A 15092-nucleotide genomic window follows, 5' to 3' on the forward strand; every position below is an offset into this window, starting at 1 on the left:
GGTGGGTCCGGGCGAACTCGAATCGCCGACCCCTACCATGTCAAGGTAGTACTCTAACCAACTGAGCTACGGACCCAAATTTTGTGTTCTTGCATCGATATGCGTTAAAGGAGTGGTGGGTCCGGGCGAACTCGAATCGCCGACCCCTACCATGTCAAGGTAGTACTCTAACCAACTGAGCTACGGACCCATTCCTTTAGAACGCGAAGGATAATAACCAGTGTTTTTATACCGTGCAAGTGTAATTTTTCTATTTTTGAACTGTTTGGCGTACATATCGCCTAAATGATGTTTTTTTATACTCAGCAGAGCAATTTACTAACGATTGCTACGGTTGAGAAGAAGATTTCCATCGATGGCTATATAGCGATCACATGAGTCTACCAAGTTTTGTGCCGTGAGCCCCGGCACGCCATAAACTTCGACTTTTACGCCAAAACGCTCTTTTATACGCTCTACCAGCATTTCGAAATCACCATCCCCTGAAAGGAGTATCACCGTATCAACATCTTTGGCCATTTCATAAACATCGAGCGCAATACCGACATCCCAATCCCCTTTCGCACTGCCATCCTGCCGCTGAATAAAAGGTTTAAGCTTTACGTCGAATCCAATCCCTCGAAGAATATGATGGAATTGTCGCTGTTTTGGATCGGTAGTCGCAATGGCATAAGCATTTGCACTCACCACTTCTCGACCTTGCGTGGCGATATACCAAAACTCGTTATAATCAAAATTTGCAGCGTACTTTTGTCTGGTTGTGTAATAGATGTTTTGTACATCCGCAAATATCGCGACCTTTTCCATAACGAACTCTTATTTTAACCTTACTAAAAACATGCCATATGTTAACAACCCTACGCCGTTAAACACAAAAAAAAGCCCTTTAAAAGGGCTTTTATTGGACAAATTAATGATAAATGGTTAGTTAATCCGTAATAAACGTCCTGTAAGTGGCGATATCTTGAGCACACTTTGGTTGGATTCCAACACGATCTGCTCACCCGTAATGAGATCAACCAAGCCATTGGCATTGTTCAGTTGCAACTGTTCAACAGATAATTGCTGCTGCGAGGTTGAGGTATTCAACACATACAGCACTTGCTCATCTTCATAGGTCTTAAGATCCGCATAGACATGATCGTCTAACCAAAGATTTCGACGTTCCCCTGCGTATAATGCCTTATGCTCACTACGAACTTGCATCAGCTTAGCAAGGTATGTTTTGAGTGATTGCTGGTCTGACGTTAGCGTTACATCCGTCACTCCTTCAACTTTAGCACTGGTGCGAGCCACATGATCATCACATAAACCTTGGCTTACACAATCACCAGAGACTTTCTCAGCAAAGTTTTCAACCTCATCACCAATCTCTTCACCGTAATAGAATGTGATTGGACCTGAGTAAGCGGCTAAGAAGCTGAATGCCGCTTTGTGACGCTGAACATAATCACCCAGCCCACCTCGCTGGATTAAATCACCAAAGCGCACCAAGTCATGGTTACCTAACATCAAATTTGGCATGGCATGATATGGCGATTTATCTCGGCTATTCCAGTTCGCATCAAGCACACGAGCATTATTGCTTGCTCCTGACTCCTCGACTGCCAACGCTTGTACAACCCCATAACGCAGCGGGAAGTTAAAGGCCGAAGATAAACCCGGCTCTTGGTCGCTACCGTAGGTTGTGCGCGTAATTTCATCAGCACTATTCCATACCTCACCAACCATGTACCCTAACGTTCCCCATTTTTTGCCCGCCTGCTGGTTCTGCTTTGCTGCAAGCTCGACCGCCGTACGGATATTTCGCCAGTTTTCAAGCGGTACTTGGTAAGCTTGGTCTAAACGCCAACCATCGATACCGAACTCTTTAATCCAGTACGTTGCTACTTCGGCAAAGAAGGCCTCACTCTCTGCGCTTGGATAGTTCACATACATCCCTGGATAACCTGCTTCGCTACGTAAGCTTGGCTGTTTACCACTTGGTGACGTTTTCACTCCGTTAATATGTGTATGGCCGAAAACGCCATCAAGGATGACATACAAACCTTTCGCATGAGCTTTATCCACCAACTCTTTCAACTTCTCTTTGGTGCCAAAGTTTGGATCAACATTGAAGTAGTCACATGCAAAATATCCAGTCGCATCAAGTTTATCGTCTCCGCCCTCACCTGCACACGAATCAAAGATAGGCGTTAGCCAAATTGCATTCATGTTTAAGCTTGCAATGTAATCTAAGCTGCCGATAACACCTTGTAAGTCGCCTTTGTGATGCGATGTACCATAACCCACACCATAATCATGCTTGCTATCACCATCGACAAACGACTCCATCATGACTTGGTAAATACGCAGATCACACGCCGGGTTACTGTCTTGATAACATGCATAATCAAGATTTTTGTCGACGACACCAACTTGCAGTGCATTTTGATCGAGTGCATTGAGCACAAACTCATACACACCCTGGTTTGATACGGTAACTTTAATATTGCCGTTACCTGCATCTTCTAACAGCACCGAGCCATTTGCAGTGGTAAATGAACCAAAGCCAAGATTAACCGTCGCCCAATCTTCTGAAGCAAGTTTAAACTCGTAAACTCCGGGCATGAGGTACCCTTCAAAGGTATATATGCCATCACCTTGGTACTGCAATTCGTCAGAAACTGACCAACCATTCATTGAACCTCGCAGGTACAGCTTAGTTGATCCATATGGCGCAACGTCAACTGGCTTAGTCTCCACCTCTAATCCGGAACCTTGCTCACCTTGTTGCGGCTGAACAAAAACAGCGGCGGTCAGAGCAGGAATACTAAAGCGGCCTTCGGAGAACTTAGCTTGTTTGACAATCTTATCACCTGACTCCAATAACACTGGATGAAGCTGGAAGTTCTCTGCGGTTTCAATAGCGATGCTCTGAGCCATTGTATTGGCGTTAATCGCAATCACAATCGCATCGTGAGCTTTATCAAGATCTGCTCCCGCAGAAACTCCATCGTTCACAGACATCACAATCATTCCCGGTAATGCTTCTGGGCCAGTGTTGTGGAATCTGACGCGTTTAAGCACCTCTTCTTCAGAAAGTAATTTCAGCAATGGTGTTGTTGAACGAATTTTCAACAGAGCTTTAAACGCGTCGTCTGTCCACTCGATATCTTGTGCCGTTGCTATCGTGTTTGGATTGCTGATAATTGACTGAATCGCACTCCAGTTCGCTTGATCCTTATCTGCTCTCGGTAAGCCAATGTTCCAATTATTGGTTTGCTTACTGAAATCGACCTTGTTGTACCAATCCCCACTGTCATAACTATCTCGCTCCATCGATTTCGAACGCAATAGTTCTGCCCCCATGTGTAGGAATGGTACGCCTTGACCAAGCATCACCGTCGACATACCAACAATTTGCATCCGTGCACGATCTGCCGGACTAATATCCGCCGAAGCCTTGTACTGGTTGAAGTCCCATAGGGTCTGATTGTCATGCTTAGAGACGTAGTTAATCGATTCTTGCGGATCGAGCGTATAAGCCGCTCCCTGACCACCATACTGGTAATCACGACCATATACGGTTGCGCCACTGTAGGTTTCAAGTGGGTAGTTTTGCAGGTTGCCTGCCATGCCATACCGGATCAAGTCCATACGTGACTTGAGTTCTTCTGAAAAACGCTCGCCCGCATTGGCAAAGCCAGGGTTACTCAATAAAGCTTCACCACTATCGAATGGCCCGCCACCACGGACACCATCACGTAAACGGTCGTTGTAGCTACCAATGCCCGTCCCTGCCATTGGCCATTGAGTTGCATTTTCACCACGCTGCCCGTTAGCCACCTCACCAAAGTTCCAACCTTCTCCGTAGAACCACGTATCAGGATCGACTTGTTTCGCTTTGTCGTAAATGTGTAGCATGCTGGATTTCATCAAATGGCCCATTAAATCGAAACGGAAACCATCTATTTTGTAATCCTGTGCCCACATCATGACACTATCAGCCACCAGCTTTTCAAACATGCGATTTTCCGACGCGGTATTGTCGCAACATGTTGAGTTTTCGACTGCACCAGTTAGAGGATTTAAGCGGTGGTAGTAACCCGGCACGGTTTTATCCAATACGGATTTATCGTAAAGCCCAGACGAATAAGTGTGGTTGTAAACCACATCTTGAACCACTCTAAAGCCCATATCGTGAAGTTTCTGGACCATTTGTCGGTATTCACGAATACGCGAAATACCATCCGACTCAACCGCATAACTTCCTTCTGGTGCATTGTAGTGGAATGGGTCATATCCCCAGTTAAACCCATCAAGCGGTCTTACATCTGCAAGCAGCGCTTGAGCCTCACCGGTATTTGGATCCGTTTGCTCTAAGAGTGAAAGAATCGTCGCCTCACGAGACGTTCCATCGTGACATAGCTTCGCCTCTGGATTCACACCACAAAGCTTCTCAACTGTGTCAGTTAGGTTAACGGTTTTTGCTTCGTCTTCAGGAATTGAGGCTAAGTCATAACTCGGTAACAGGTGAATCGTGGTTAAGCCCGCTTCTTTCAATTGTCTCAACTGCGTCACACTGTCACGTTCGTCTTCTAGGAACGCAAGATATTTTCCGCTGGTTTGGTTGGAGCCGTTATCATCGCTGATACTGAAATCGCGAATGTGTAGCTCGTAAATAATATTGTCTTCCGGATTATCAACCTCTGGGATAGTGTGAGAATCCCACCCGAATGGTTTGCTTTGCGGTGAATCAAGATCAACCAGTTGTGAATGCAAGCTCGATGTACTGAGTGATAACGAATACGGGTCAGTCGTCATCATCCATTCAACATGGTCTGTTTTAGGATGGTAAGCTTTAACTCGATAACGATAGAATACGTTTTCAAGCGACGCATCACCTTGATAACGCCAAATGCCGGCAGTCGGGTCCAGCGTCATGGCTATCGGTGATTCTGGGAATAGCGATTTATCCTCTTGATAGAGGTACAACTCCACCTCTTGTGCCGTCGGAGCCCAAAGAGCAAACTTAGCTTGTCCCGCTTCTAACCAACTACCTAGTTTTGCTTCATCCGCATCGTTGCTACCTTGGGTATAGAGGTCATCGACAATACCCGGGATTTGTATCCGCGTGGCAACCAGAGGTTCCCCTTCAGCATCTAAAGCAACCGCAATCAGCTGGGTCTTTAACAAAGACTTGGCTGTCGCCGCATCCACATGAAGGAAGAACTCAGTACGACCTTTAAGGTGTGGGAATTCGCTGTTGTCATTTAAGCCAGCAAAGGACAAATCGTATTTTTCAAACTGTTGGGGCTTAGTAATATCACCATTTCCTTGTTGGCGACTCCAAATCTGATAGCTGGCGGCTTCACTATGGTCAAACCACGCAATTGAGTTAAGGCTCAGCCAGTGCGCAGCGGCTCCCGTTAATGCGACTACTACCTGTTCATCTGGGGAGTATTTAAGAGTCGAACTACCATGATTGGTATACAGCGTGTTGCCTTTAACAAATTCTGCTTTTAGGTCATCACCACCAAGTGCTTTATCATTACCTTTATGAACGATGAAGTTCATGCAAGCGCCATGTTCAGACTTCAAAGGAACAACGAACTTAGCGCCATGCTCAGGGTCAATCTCACTCCATGCAAATGGATTGCCCCAATCTACCCCTTCTAGCGTATTAGCATCGATCGCGTCACACGTTGCATTGTTCCATAGATGCAATCCCCAGTCTGTATAGTTTCCATCATCACGCTTGTAATAAATTACTGCTTCACTGTAAGACGGTGCAGGCTCAGTTGAGCTGTTGTCCGGGCTGGTTGGGTTTGGGTCAATGCTGTCTGGAATCCCATCACCATCATCGTCACTTGACGCAAAATCACTTAACCCATCGCCATTTGTATCAAGGTTTTCAAAGCGGTTGGTTGGGAAAAGGTCTTGGTCATTTGTAATACCATCTCCGTCAATGTCACTATCTTCAATATCTGCAGTGCCATCATTATCGTAATCCGCAGGCACATCATCGTCTGCATAAGGGTTCGTCCCTAGGCGCTCTTCGTCGATGTTACTCCAGCCATCACCATCTATATCACTATCTAGTTCATCTGGGATCTTATCTCCATCGAGATCGGAAGGATGACTCGCTGCATCATATGGATCGGTACCTAGCTTAAACTCCATGACGTCATTAAAGCCATCATTGTCGTCATCTAAATCTGCATGGTCGCCAACACCATCGTTATCTGCATCCGCCGATTCTTGAACGTCATTAGGGAAATGATCAACTAGGTCTGCTACCCCGTCGCCGTCGCTGTCATCACTGATCACTGGCTTACCTAACTCATCAAATATCAGAGTCTTACCGAGCATGTCGCTACGGTTATGTTTCAGTTCGTTGCCAATGGCAATGGCACCCAGCTCCAATGTTTGTCGAAGTTCACTGAGGTCTTCATGTTTCAGCTCAGACGGCAATAGCTGGGCAAGTGCTTTTGCACTTCGTGCCACCACCGTTTGTTTTTCTTTAATGTAATCTTTACGTAGGCTTAGCTTAGGCAGATTTAATTGTTTTCTTAGCTTTTTAAGTGCCTTTCTTGCACTGAGCCCCTCATTCATTTGCAAGGTAATGTAAGTCGAGAAAGGCGTAATATGTTCGTAGTTGCTTGGTGCCATCATCAAGTAATCACGAGTCGACGTGACTCCGGGGATATCGCTATCGATGGAAATCCCTCGTTGTACTTTGGCAACCACAATCTGCTTTTTATCGCTGCTCTGAGAACCTGAAAGTGTGAGAGTCGCTCGGCCATATTTATCCGTAGCGGCTTTTGGCTCGAGGTCGCTCTGTAAAAAGTCTTTGTTGGTATCTAACCAGACCTGAGCATCTTGAATATAACCATCCATCACGCGCACTTGTAGCTGATCGTTACAACCAGCTAAAAGTCCAAGTGAAGCCATGGCTAAACTGAGTTTTGTTAGCTTGCTATTCATCTTTATGTCCATATTCGTTCACGTTCAAAGGGAAATGCCCTCATGTGGATGTGAAACCACCACAAGCTAACGTTATAAATATGAAGCATTTTATTTCCTCATCCTATACAACAAGAGGACAAGGCGTAGAACAAAGGGAGGAGAAATAAAAACCAGCCATGACTCACACAAGGGCCATTTTTCCGATCAAAAAACTACGCAAATAAGCCTATTTACGTGAAACAGACGACAGTTTGTAGAAGGAGTTTATGGAGAAACTGTAGGATTCAAACAAGGTGTCACATTTGCGAGAAAATCGATCTTGAGCGTAAATAATGATCTCGTTAAGTGCGGTAGTTCTACATTCCGCCGACAACGAAATGATACAAAAAGGAAGAATAGACATAAAAAACGCAGCTTAATTAAGCTGCGTTTTTTAAAAGCTTACGGCTACTTAAATACAAACTTATCCATAAGATTCACCATACGACCAATTTCCGGTTTGGTGATGGTGTCATTTGCACCAAGAGCAAGGGCTTTCGCACGGTTATCATCACTCATCAAAGACGAGAACATGATAATTGGCGTGTCACGATACATATCACTCTCACGCAGGCGTTTGACTAAGTGCATGCCATCCATGCGAGGCATTTCTACGTCAGTAACAACAGCATTTACGAGTTCATGTACTGGCAAGTCTTCTTTTTTCGCAACTTCAGCAATTTCCATCAACTTCTCGTGTGCTTCGCCACCATCTTTACACGAAATAATGTTGTAGCCCGCAGACGCTAAAGTATCTTGGATTAAGCTACGGATGAACGCTGAATCATCCACCACCATTACTGTTTTCGCATTACGTTTGGTCACCATTTGTTGGTTTAGGTCGACCGTCTTATCAACTTTAACATCGTATTTTTCCATACTCAGTTCAGGGTTGATATCCGCGATGATCTTTTCGAAGTCCAAGATCATGATGAGATTGCCATCTTTACGAACAACAGCAACCACACAGTCCTGCTCACCCGCTTCCAAAAATTGGCTCGGAGACTCAACATCGTTCCATGAAATGCGGTGAATTCGGCTAATACTGTCGATTAAGAAACCGTTGGTCATTCGGTTAAAGTCAGTAACAATAACAAATTTACGTGTCAGATCTTTACTGGTAGGAACGCCTAACCATCCGGCAAGGTCAACCAAAGGCGTTAAAATGTCGCGTGAAGAAAATACCCCGACCATATGTGGCTGAGCATTTGGGTAATCTGTCGTTTCTGGCACCTGAATCACTTCACGAACTTTTGCGACATTTATCCCGTAGTAACACGTCTTAGTGCTACCGTCCGGCAATTGTTTTTCGAGATGAAATTCAATGATCTCAAGTTCATTTGTGCCACTTTCGGTTAGTATTGTGCTGCTTGAATGACTCATACTTGTTACGTCTTAATTTAGTATTATTGTTTATATTCGGGTTGGCGAGTGAAATCCAAAGTACCATCACCACACTTTAAGTAGTTTTACTCTTAACAATCTCTCGATGCAACTACTCGATCATGCCCAGAAACAAATACTTAGGTAATCTCCCTAAAAGAACCACACGTTCTGGTAACCCACCCATGTTATGCATTGGCTTAATTAATAATCTTTATTGAATACGAAACCAAAAAACATAACAGATTGTTTGTCTTTAAAATGTAGGTTCTAGCCCGAGTCTAGTCTACCCAATCTCAACTTATATTTTTATCGGCAAGCGATTCACTTCCTTGAGCAAGAATGATGAATTATTTCCATCCCACTTAGTTCCATAGTCGCACGATAGCTCGTATAGATATTTGTAACAAAAATTAACAAACAATTAGGCCATAGACATAACGCACAGAGAAATAACCTTATGTTTTATAAGGTATATCGCATTCAAATTTGCAAATAAAACCTTAAAAAAGACATATAAACCTTTTTCTAATATTGTGACATCCATTCATAACTGCTATTGAACAAATGCAAAGATCTAATACCATTGAATGATTAACAAAATACCCACTTTATACCCCACAGCGTACTCATGGATTTGGATGTTTTCAGGCCCTCAAGACAACTAAGAAAAGACGTTTTGCGTTGGAGCAGCGCGTTACTTGCTGTCGTGTCTGCTGTTCTTGCATTGGTTAACATTGCAAGCAATCAATCCTATTCAATGGCTACCTTAGAGGTTGTATTTTGTATCTTTTCATTGTGGATGTTCTATCGTACTTACAACGCACGCTACTCGTTACTTTGGTGTAACATCTATAGCTACTTCCTAATTGGTATTGTCAGCACAGGTACTTTTCTTCGTCCGTTAGAAAGTGGCTTTTTTATCTGGTCGTGTTTGTTTCCTGTCTTATTTTATCTGTTACTCGGTAAACGCTATGGCATGTTAGCGAGTGGCATTGCGTTTACTGTTCTTCTTAGCAATATTATTTTCAAAGTATGCCGATTTGATTTCAGTAACATTGAGCTGCTTATTAATCTTCTCCTATGTTACCTCTGCATATGGATCACCTCTCATGTACTTGAGATAAAGCGGAAAACCTCCGAGGCGGCTCTCGGGCAGTTAGCATCACGCGATGCGTTAACCGGAGTTTATAATCGACACGCTTTGAGCCACAACTTTGACCGCTACCGCAGAGAAAGTAAGCAAGTCCCTCTTTCTTTACTCATTCTAGATCTCGATTTTTTTAAGGCGGTGAACGATCAATACGGCCACGATGTTGGTGATAAAGTTTTAATTCAGACAGCCTCATTAATCGACGCACAATCTGATGAACATTTAGTCTATCGAATTGGCGGTGAAGAATTTTGTATTGCATTGCACAATACTGACAGTCATGAGGCACATTTTAAGGCGGAAAAAATACGTTTTGCCATCCAACAGTTTCAGTTCAACGATGCCACTACTCCAATCCAGTTAACGGCCAGCATTGGCATTTATCAATGTGATAAGTTTGCAAATCTTGATGAAGTATTGGCTCTCGCAGATAAAGAGCTCTATAAAGCAAAACAAAATGGGCGTAACCAAGTGATGGTCTACAACAAAAAAGAGCAAGCCAAAGTGACTTGCTCTTAAGATATTGCTTGAGTTTGAATCATCTACTCGTCTTCATCAAACACGACATTATAGTTTTCCGTGTAAGTACAATGAGGCTGTCGACTACAGGTAAAGAAACGTCTGCCTTTAAACTCACCTTGGCTTGCTGTTTTGATGACCATAGGACTGCCACACCGTTTGCAAAAACGCACTTCTTTTTCCGGCTCAATCAAATCTATATGTGCCGCAAGTAAGCGTCTCAGTTTTCCCACTTGATAACTGTGTTTGATGGAGGCACCAATCAGTGGAATGTTGGCTGTTTTACAAACGTGCATCAGTAATTTTTGACGCTCAACTTTGCCTTTATTTAGTTCAACACCATCATCAAGCTCAATTGCAACACGAATGTCTAGCGAGCGAGGGTCACACACTACAAATTGAAAGTAACTCTTTGAAATACGCGAGTTTGCAATAAACCATTTCTTTTTATTGGTTTCTAATGGAGTTACAACTGTCGTCATATTCACTTTTGCCATCACTACACCGTGCTCACCGACAGCAGAAATTAGTGCGTTAAGAAATGCACTCTCTTTCATTGTTAGCAACGGGCCTTTCTTTTTGTAACTGGCGTCTTTCAGTTCGTCTTGCTTTAAATAGCGATTTTGGATGAACCAAAAGAACACGATCAGCAGAAGAACGACGATAAAAATACTTTCCATTCAGGCAACTAAACTCTCAATTCTATGAAATTACCTTAATTATTCGTTTTTCCGCGCTTTCATCAAGCAACAAATGAGGTTTTTGCGATATTATGGCTTTCCTCTCTCCATCATTGTTACTTCTAGCAACAATTCATTCAGGTTGCGTTAGCTTAATAACAATCCGCTCTTCAAGATTTAAACGGTCAAACGTATTGGTCCAATACTTCTGCATTAGCTTGTCCATCAGTCCCGACTCTTGAGCTTCCTTTAATGCTCTTTCTACTATTGGCTTATACTTTGCTGCATTACCACTTAGATAAAATTTGAAGTCCTTGTTGTATTCGAGGATCAATCGCTGTTCAATCGCTAAATAACTATGAAGGTTTGCCTCGGCAATGATTTCATTCATGCCTCTAGGAAAGTAATTTACATCGCCATCAACACTTAGTTTTGGATAGATCTCACGCCACTCTCCATCTTGAGGGTAATATGCAAGCCCGCTCGCTTGCCATACTTTGACATCAAACCATTTGACGCCAAGCCCAGCGACAAGCCCTGACGCTCTCAAATCCCCAAGGGAATGAATCGTGTTAAATACGGGTTGCAGCTCTGGCGGTATCAATAGGACTCGGCGCCCAATCAATCCACCTGTGAGTGGTACATCCACTACGGTGTATTTTTGGTCGCGTTGCTTGGTAGAAATCATCCAAGCAATATCAAGCTTGTTCCGCTCTAGCATCTTGAATGCCCGCTTTTGCGGTATGTGAGCACTGGGAACTTCAATGTGGAGCTTCAACCCTTGTGCTAACAATGCTTCGTAGAGTAATTCATGATAATAGCGGTGCCCTTTATCAAGCTGAGAAGGCATGACTAATGTTAGCTCTGAAGCCAGAGTCGAATTGGTAATCAAACATAGCGCAACAATACGAATAAATTGACCCACAGCTCCAATCATTTCCTTATAGCCCTCCGCTCACTTATTACCAATATTTTTTAACAATCGATTCATATTGGCTGGTCCCATCTTCATTAATGTCATGTTTAAGTTTATTAATCGCGTTTTGTAACGACGCCACAATTTCTTCACTGATATTGGCATTAAATGCGTAATACAACTCACCTTGTTGCAAGACATAAACAACTTCAAACTGATTAAGGTCATACCCCGCTTGGCTCAACCACCACTTGGCCACATTTTCCTCATATGCCCAAAGATCAGTTCTTCCTTTGTACAATTGATTAGCCAGTATTTCTGCGTGAGAACTTTCCACCATGGAATTGCGTGGGACGCCTAATTCCAGTAGCAACTGTTCCCCTACATCATCTCGGATCACACCGATTCGAAATTTCGCTAAATCAACTGGTGAGATGATTTTTGCGCCAAGAGATTTTTTAGCTAGCACCACAATTCGAGTGTCACTAAGCGGGCCAGCCCATTGGAACAAGTGTTCTCGCAATTCAGTTCGTGTCGTTGAAAACAAGACGGTATTATTTTTAACCAATGTAGAACGGTAACCTCGTGCCCAAGGCTGAACCGAAATAGCTTCACGTTCGATCGGAGTTCCAGCGACTTCACTTGCCTCAAGTAGTAAATCAACTGCAATTCCTTGAGTGCGACCATTTTCAACATAATTGTAAGGAGGGTATTCTTCCGTGATAAAAGTCAGCTCATTTAACTGAGCTGACAATGCCTGAGTAGACAAAGCCAAGATAAAAATACATATCCACTTTACTAAGCGCATAATAACTCCGAGAAACTCGTTCTGCTTGTTATCATTAAACTGTAGGCGGCGTTCTACTTACCGTCTAGAAAATTATCGACTTACCTTTTTATAACTACGTTCAGGTCTTCCCACTGAGCCGTAGTGAAGATCCGCTTCCAGCTCTCCAGTACTGATTAAATATTCAAGATAACGTCGTGCTGTCGTCCTACTCGCACCAATTCTTTCCCCTGCTTCATCAGCAGTTAACGGAGAGGGGTCATTAAATAACGCTCTAATCTTATCCAACGTTACACCGTCTATGCCCTTTGGCAAACGTTGTGGTTGATTACTGTTATTGCTTGATTGCAGCATCTTGTCGACCAAGCTTTGGTCAAGGTTAGACATTTCTGTCAGTTGTTGCTTTTGTAATGCGTGTTTCTTGAGTGCCGCTTCTAATCGCGGGAAAATCACCGGTTTTAAGAGATAGTCAACCACACCGCCGCGCATGGCTTGTTGTAGTGTTTCGACATCCCGAGCAGCGGTTATCAATATCGCATCACCACTATAATTTTTGCTACGAAGCGCTTGTAATATATCCAAGCCAGTCCCGTCAGGGAGGTAAACATCAAGAAGCAAAAGCTCGGGCTGAAGTACATCGAGCTGGATTTCTGCCTCAGCTTTTGTTGTCGCAATTCCCACAATTTCGAACCCACCGATTTGCTCTATATAGCGCTGGTGTAGCTGTGCAATTGCAATGTCATCTTCGATGATCATCACTTTTGTTTGCGTTGTCATGCCTGATCTTCCTTAGGCAAATATACCGTCATCCTGGTACCAAATTCCTTATTGTTTACCATTTCAAGTTCTCCATGGTATCTCTGAGCCAAATTGTTCACTAAATAAAGCCCAACGCCACGTGTACTTTTGTCTTTGCTCGATACACCACGCTGCAATAAGCTTTGAGGTTCCAGTTCTGGTGGTAAACCACAGCCTTGATCGAGCACTTCTAAAATAATTTCATTGCCGTAATCACTGATCGAAACCTCAATACTCCTGCGAGTCACTGAAAACGCCTTATCATTCTTAATTGCAGTCCTTACAGCATCAAAAGCGTTATCAATCAAATTACCGACAATCGTCACGATATCTTCTGCATTAATCCTTTTCGGTAACGGTTCTAAACGCGACCCCTCTTCTACGACTATCTCCAACCCTAACTCGCGGGCTCGCTCTGTTTTTCCTAATAACATCCCCGCAATCAATGGGTCTTTAATCGTTTCTCGTAAGAACTCAATTAGGCTCTGATAGTGCGCAGTTTCTTGGCCGATCAAGTTTTGTACCGCATCCAGCTCTCCCATTTGTACCAAACCACTGATCGTATTGAGCTTGTTACGATGCTCATGAGTTTGTGAGCGCAACATTTCCGCATACTCTTTGGTTTGCGCAAGTTGCTCCGTCAGCTCATTAAGTTCATCACGCAAACGAAAACTGGACACGGCTCCCACGACTTTGCCATCAACCACAATGGGACTTCTGTTTGCAATTAACCGTTGTTCATTCAGATAAAGATTAATATCGTGATCGGTTCTTCCGGTTTGCAATACCAACTGTAAGTCACTATCAGGCAGAACCTCACTCAATGGTCGATTAATGCAGTTTTCTTTTATTAATCCTAGAATTTGGCATGCACTTTTATTGATAGATCGTAACTTACCGTCGCCATCGATACTCAAAATTCCTTCTTTTAACGTTTCTAATGTCACGTCCATTTCGACATATAAACGACCGATTTCTTCTGGCTCAAAACCTAAGATGGCTTTTTGGAAACGACGAGAAGCATAACTAGATACAACGGCATTTGCGGCAACTACAATAAACGCCATGATGATCAAAAAGTAGAGAAACGGCTCAACCCTATCTTGTAGCCTTTCGATGAGATAGCCGACTGATACAACGCCAATGATCTGACCTTGCTGATTGTAGACCGCAGATTTACCTCGAACGGAATAACCCAAAGACCCTTTTGCTAATGAAACATAGGACTCACCATGAACTAAGGCTCGGCTGTTATCTCCCCCTTTCATTGGCTTGCCAATACGCTCATCAACCGGATGAACCAATCGAATTCCGTTTTTATCGCCAATAACAATAAACGCAGCACCAATCAAATTCGTTAAATCACGATATCGCTGCTGATATTGCTCACCACTTCCTGCTTCAATCATTTCGATAACATAAGGCGACTTGGCAAGGAATGAAGCCACACCTAAGGCTTTGAGCCCCATTTCTTCTTCTTGAGCGTGTTTGACATAAAAAAAGCCAGCAGCAACAAGGATAAGCAGCTCAAACAAACCTGAAAGTGTCATGATAATCAGCATCCGTTTACGAAAGCTGATACGGCTCCATTTCATACATCTCTCCCTACTAATGCGATAAGGCTAACATCTAATTAACAAACCACCGAATAGTTGCGTTTGAATTTGTGAGAGCTATTGAAGTGAGAGTCTACGTTTTAGCCAATATTGATGCTGTAAGGATAGAGCTCCGTATTCTGGCTTGAACCTTAGATCTCGCTCACATTAAAAACAGGGATTTTTCCGGCTAGACATGCATTCTTGTTGTATATTTATTGTACAACTTTAGTATGAGCAAATGGCTTCAGGTAAGCACACAATAAAACAA

At 43.4% G+C, this 15092-nt stretch carries 9 protein-coding genes and 2 tRNA genes; 1 reads left to right on the forward strand and 10 read right to left on the reverse strand.

What is annotated here, in order from left to right:
* Nucleotides 1-2: 2 nt before the first annotated feature.
* The 5 genes from ACQEXU_RS06105 to ACQEXU_RS06125 form a co-directional block, all read right to left on the reverse strand.
* Nucleotides 3-76: transfer RNA gene (locus ACQEXU_RS06105), tRNA-Val, on the reverse strand.
* Between the two features lie 37 nt (nt 77-113).
* Nucleotides 114-190, reverse strand: a tRNA-Val gene (locus ACQEXU_RS06110).
* Between the two features lie 128 nt (nt 191-318).
* On the reverse strand, nt 319-807 hold the full coding sequence (locus tag ACQEXU_RS06115; RefSeq protein WP_427010081.1) for an NYN domain-containing protein: 489 nt from the start codon (nt 805-807) through the stop codon (nt 319-321).
* Nucleotides 808-924: 117 nt separating this feature from the next.
* A complete protein-coding gene (gene pulA, locus ACQEXU_RS06120; protein WP_427010082.1) occupies nt 925-6969 on the reverse strand; it encodes a pullulanase-type alpha-1,6-glucosidase in 6045 nt (2014 codons plus the stop codon).
* A gap of 429 nt (nt 6970-7398) precedes the next feature.
* Nucleotides 7399-8373 (reverse strand): chemotaxis protein CheV, encoded by a 975-nt coding sequence (locus ACQEXU_RS06125; protein WP_367989019.1) that lies wholly within the window; start codon nt 8371-8373, stop codon nt 7399-7401.
* A gap of 631 nt (nt 8374-9004) precedes the next feature.
* Between ACQEXU_RS06125 and ACQEXU_RS06130 the strand changes: the two genes are divergently transcribed.
* The gene (locus tag ACQEXU_RS06130; protein WP_427010083.1) at nt 9005-10045 is read left to right on the forward strand and encodes a GGDEF domain-containing protein; all 1041 of its coding nucleotides are present in this window, start codon (nt 9005-9007) and stop codon (nt 10043-10045) included.
* A 23-nt stretch (nt 10046-10068) separates the two neighbouring features.
* On the opposite strand, the gene ACQEXU_RS06135 is transcribed toward ACQEXU_RS06130, so the two are convergent.
* The 5 genes from ACQEXU_RS06135 to ACQEXU_RS06155 all read right to left on the reverse strand — a co-directional run bounded on the left by ACQEXU_RS06135 (nt 10069) and on the right by ACQEXU_RS06155 (nt 14821).
* A complete protein-coding gene (locus ACQEXU_RS06135; protein WP_427010084.1) occupies nt 10069-10725 on the reverse strand; it encodes a DUF2726 domain-containing protein in 657 nt (218 codons plus the stop codon).
* Nucleotides 10726-10858: 133 nt separating this feature from the next.
* Nucleotides 10859-11662: a hypothetical protein gene (locus ACQEXU_RS06140; protein WP_427010085.1), complete on the reverse strand. Its 804-nt coding sequence runs from the start codon at nt 11660-11662 to the stop codon at nt 10859-10861.
* 25 nt (nt 11663-11687) lie between these two features.
* A complete protein-coding gene (locus tag ACQEXU_RS06145; protein WP_427010086.1) occupies nt 11688-12449 on the reverse strand; it encodes a substrate-binding periplasmic protein in 762 nt (253 codons plus the stop codon).
* 72 nt (nt 12450-12521) lie between these two features.
* The gene (locus ACQEXU_RS06150) at nt 12522-13205 is read right to left on the reverse strand and encodes a response regulator (protein ID WP_427010087.1); all 684 of its coding nucleotides are present in this window, start codon (nt 13203-13205) and stop codon (nt 12522-12524) included.
* The gene (locus ACQEXU_RS06155; protein WP_427010088.1) at nt 13202-14821 is read right to left on the reverse strand and encodes an ATP-binding protein; all 1620 of its coding nucleotides are present in this window, start codon (nt 14819-14821) and stop codon (nt 13202-13204) included. The genes ACQEXU_RS06150 and ACQEXU_RS06155 overlap by 4 nt, the downstream gene beginning before the upstream one ends.
* Nucleotides 14822-15092 lie beyond the last annotated feature (271 nt).

This window comes from Vibrio sp. TRT 21S02 (assembly GCF_050113675.1).
Classification (GTDB): domain Bacteria; phylum Pseudomonadota; class Gammaproteobacteria; order Enterobacterales; family Vibrionaceae; genus Vibrio.

What these genes read in the sequence shown, in the direction of transcription:
- ACQEXU_RS06155 (WP_427010088.1), bottom strand. Translation starts at nt 14,821, where the DNA reads ATGAAATGGAGCCGTATCAGCTTTCGTAAACGGATGCTGATTATCATG.
- pulA (WP_427010082.1), bottom strand. Translation starts at nt 6,969, where the DNA reads ATGAATAGCAAGCTAACAAAACTCAGTTTAGCCATGGCTTCACTTGGA.
- ACQEXU_RS06145 (WP_427010086.1), bottom strand. Translation starts at nt 12,449, where the DNA reads ATGCGCTTAGTAAAGTGGATATGTATTTTTATCTTGGCTTTGTCTACT.
- ACQEXU_RS06140 (WP_427010085.1), bottom strand. Translation starts at nt 11,662, where the DNA reads ATGATTGGAGCTGTGGGTCAATTTATTCGTATTGTTGCGCTATGTTTG.
- ACQEXU_RS06135 (WP_427010084.1), bottom strand. Translation starts at nt 10,725, where the DNA reads ATGGAAAGTATTTTTATCGTCGTTCTTCTGCTGATCGTGTTCTTTTGG.
- ACQEXU_RS06115 (WP_427010081.1), bottom strand. Translation starts at nt 807, where the DNA reads ATGGAAAAGGTCGCGATATTTGCGGATGTACAAAACATCTATTACACA.
- ACQEXU_RS06150 (WP_427010087.1), bottom strand. Translation starts at nt 13,205, where the DNA reads ATGACAACGCAAACAAAAGTGATGATCATCGAAGATGACATTGCAATT.
- ACQEXU_RS06125 (WP_367989019.1), bottom strand. Translation starts at nt 8,373, where the DNA reads ATGAGTCATTCAAGCAGCACAATACTAACCGAAAGTGGCACAAATGAA.
- ACQEXU_RS06130 (WP_427010083.1), top strand. Translation starts at nt 9,005, where the DNA reads ATGGATTTGGATGTTTTCAGGCCCTCAAGACAACTAAGAAAAGACGTT.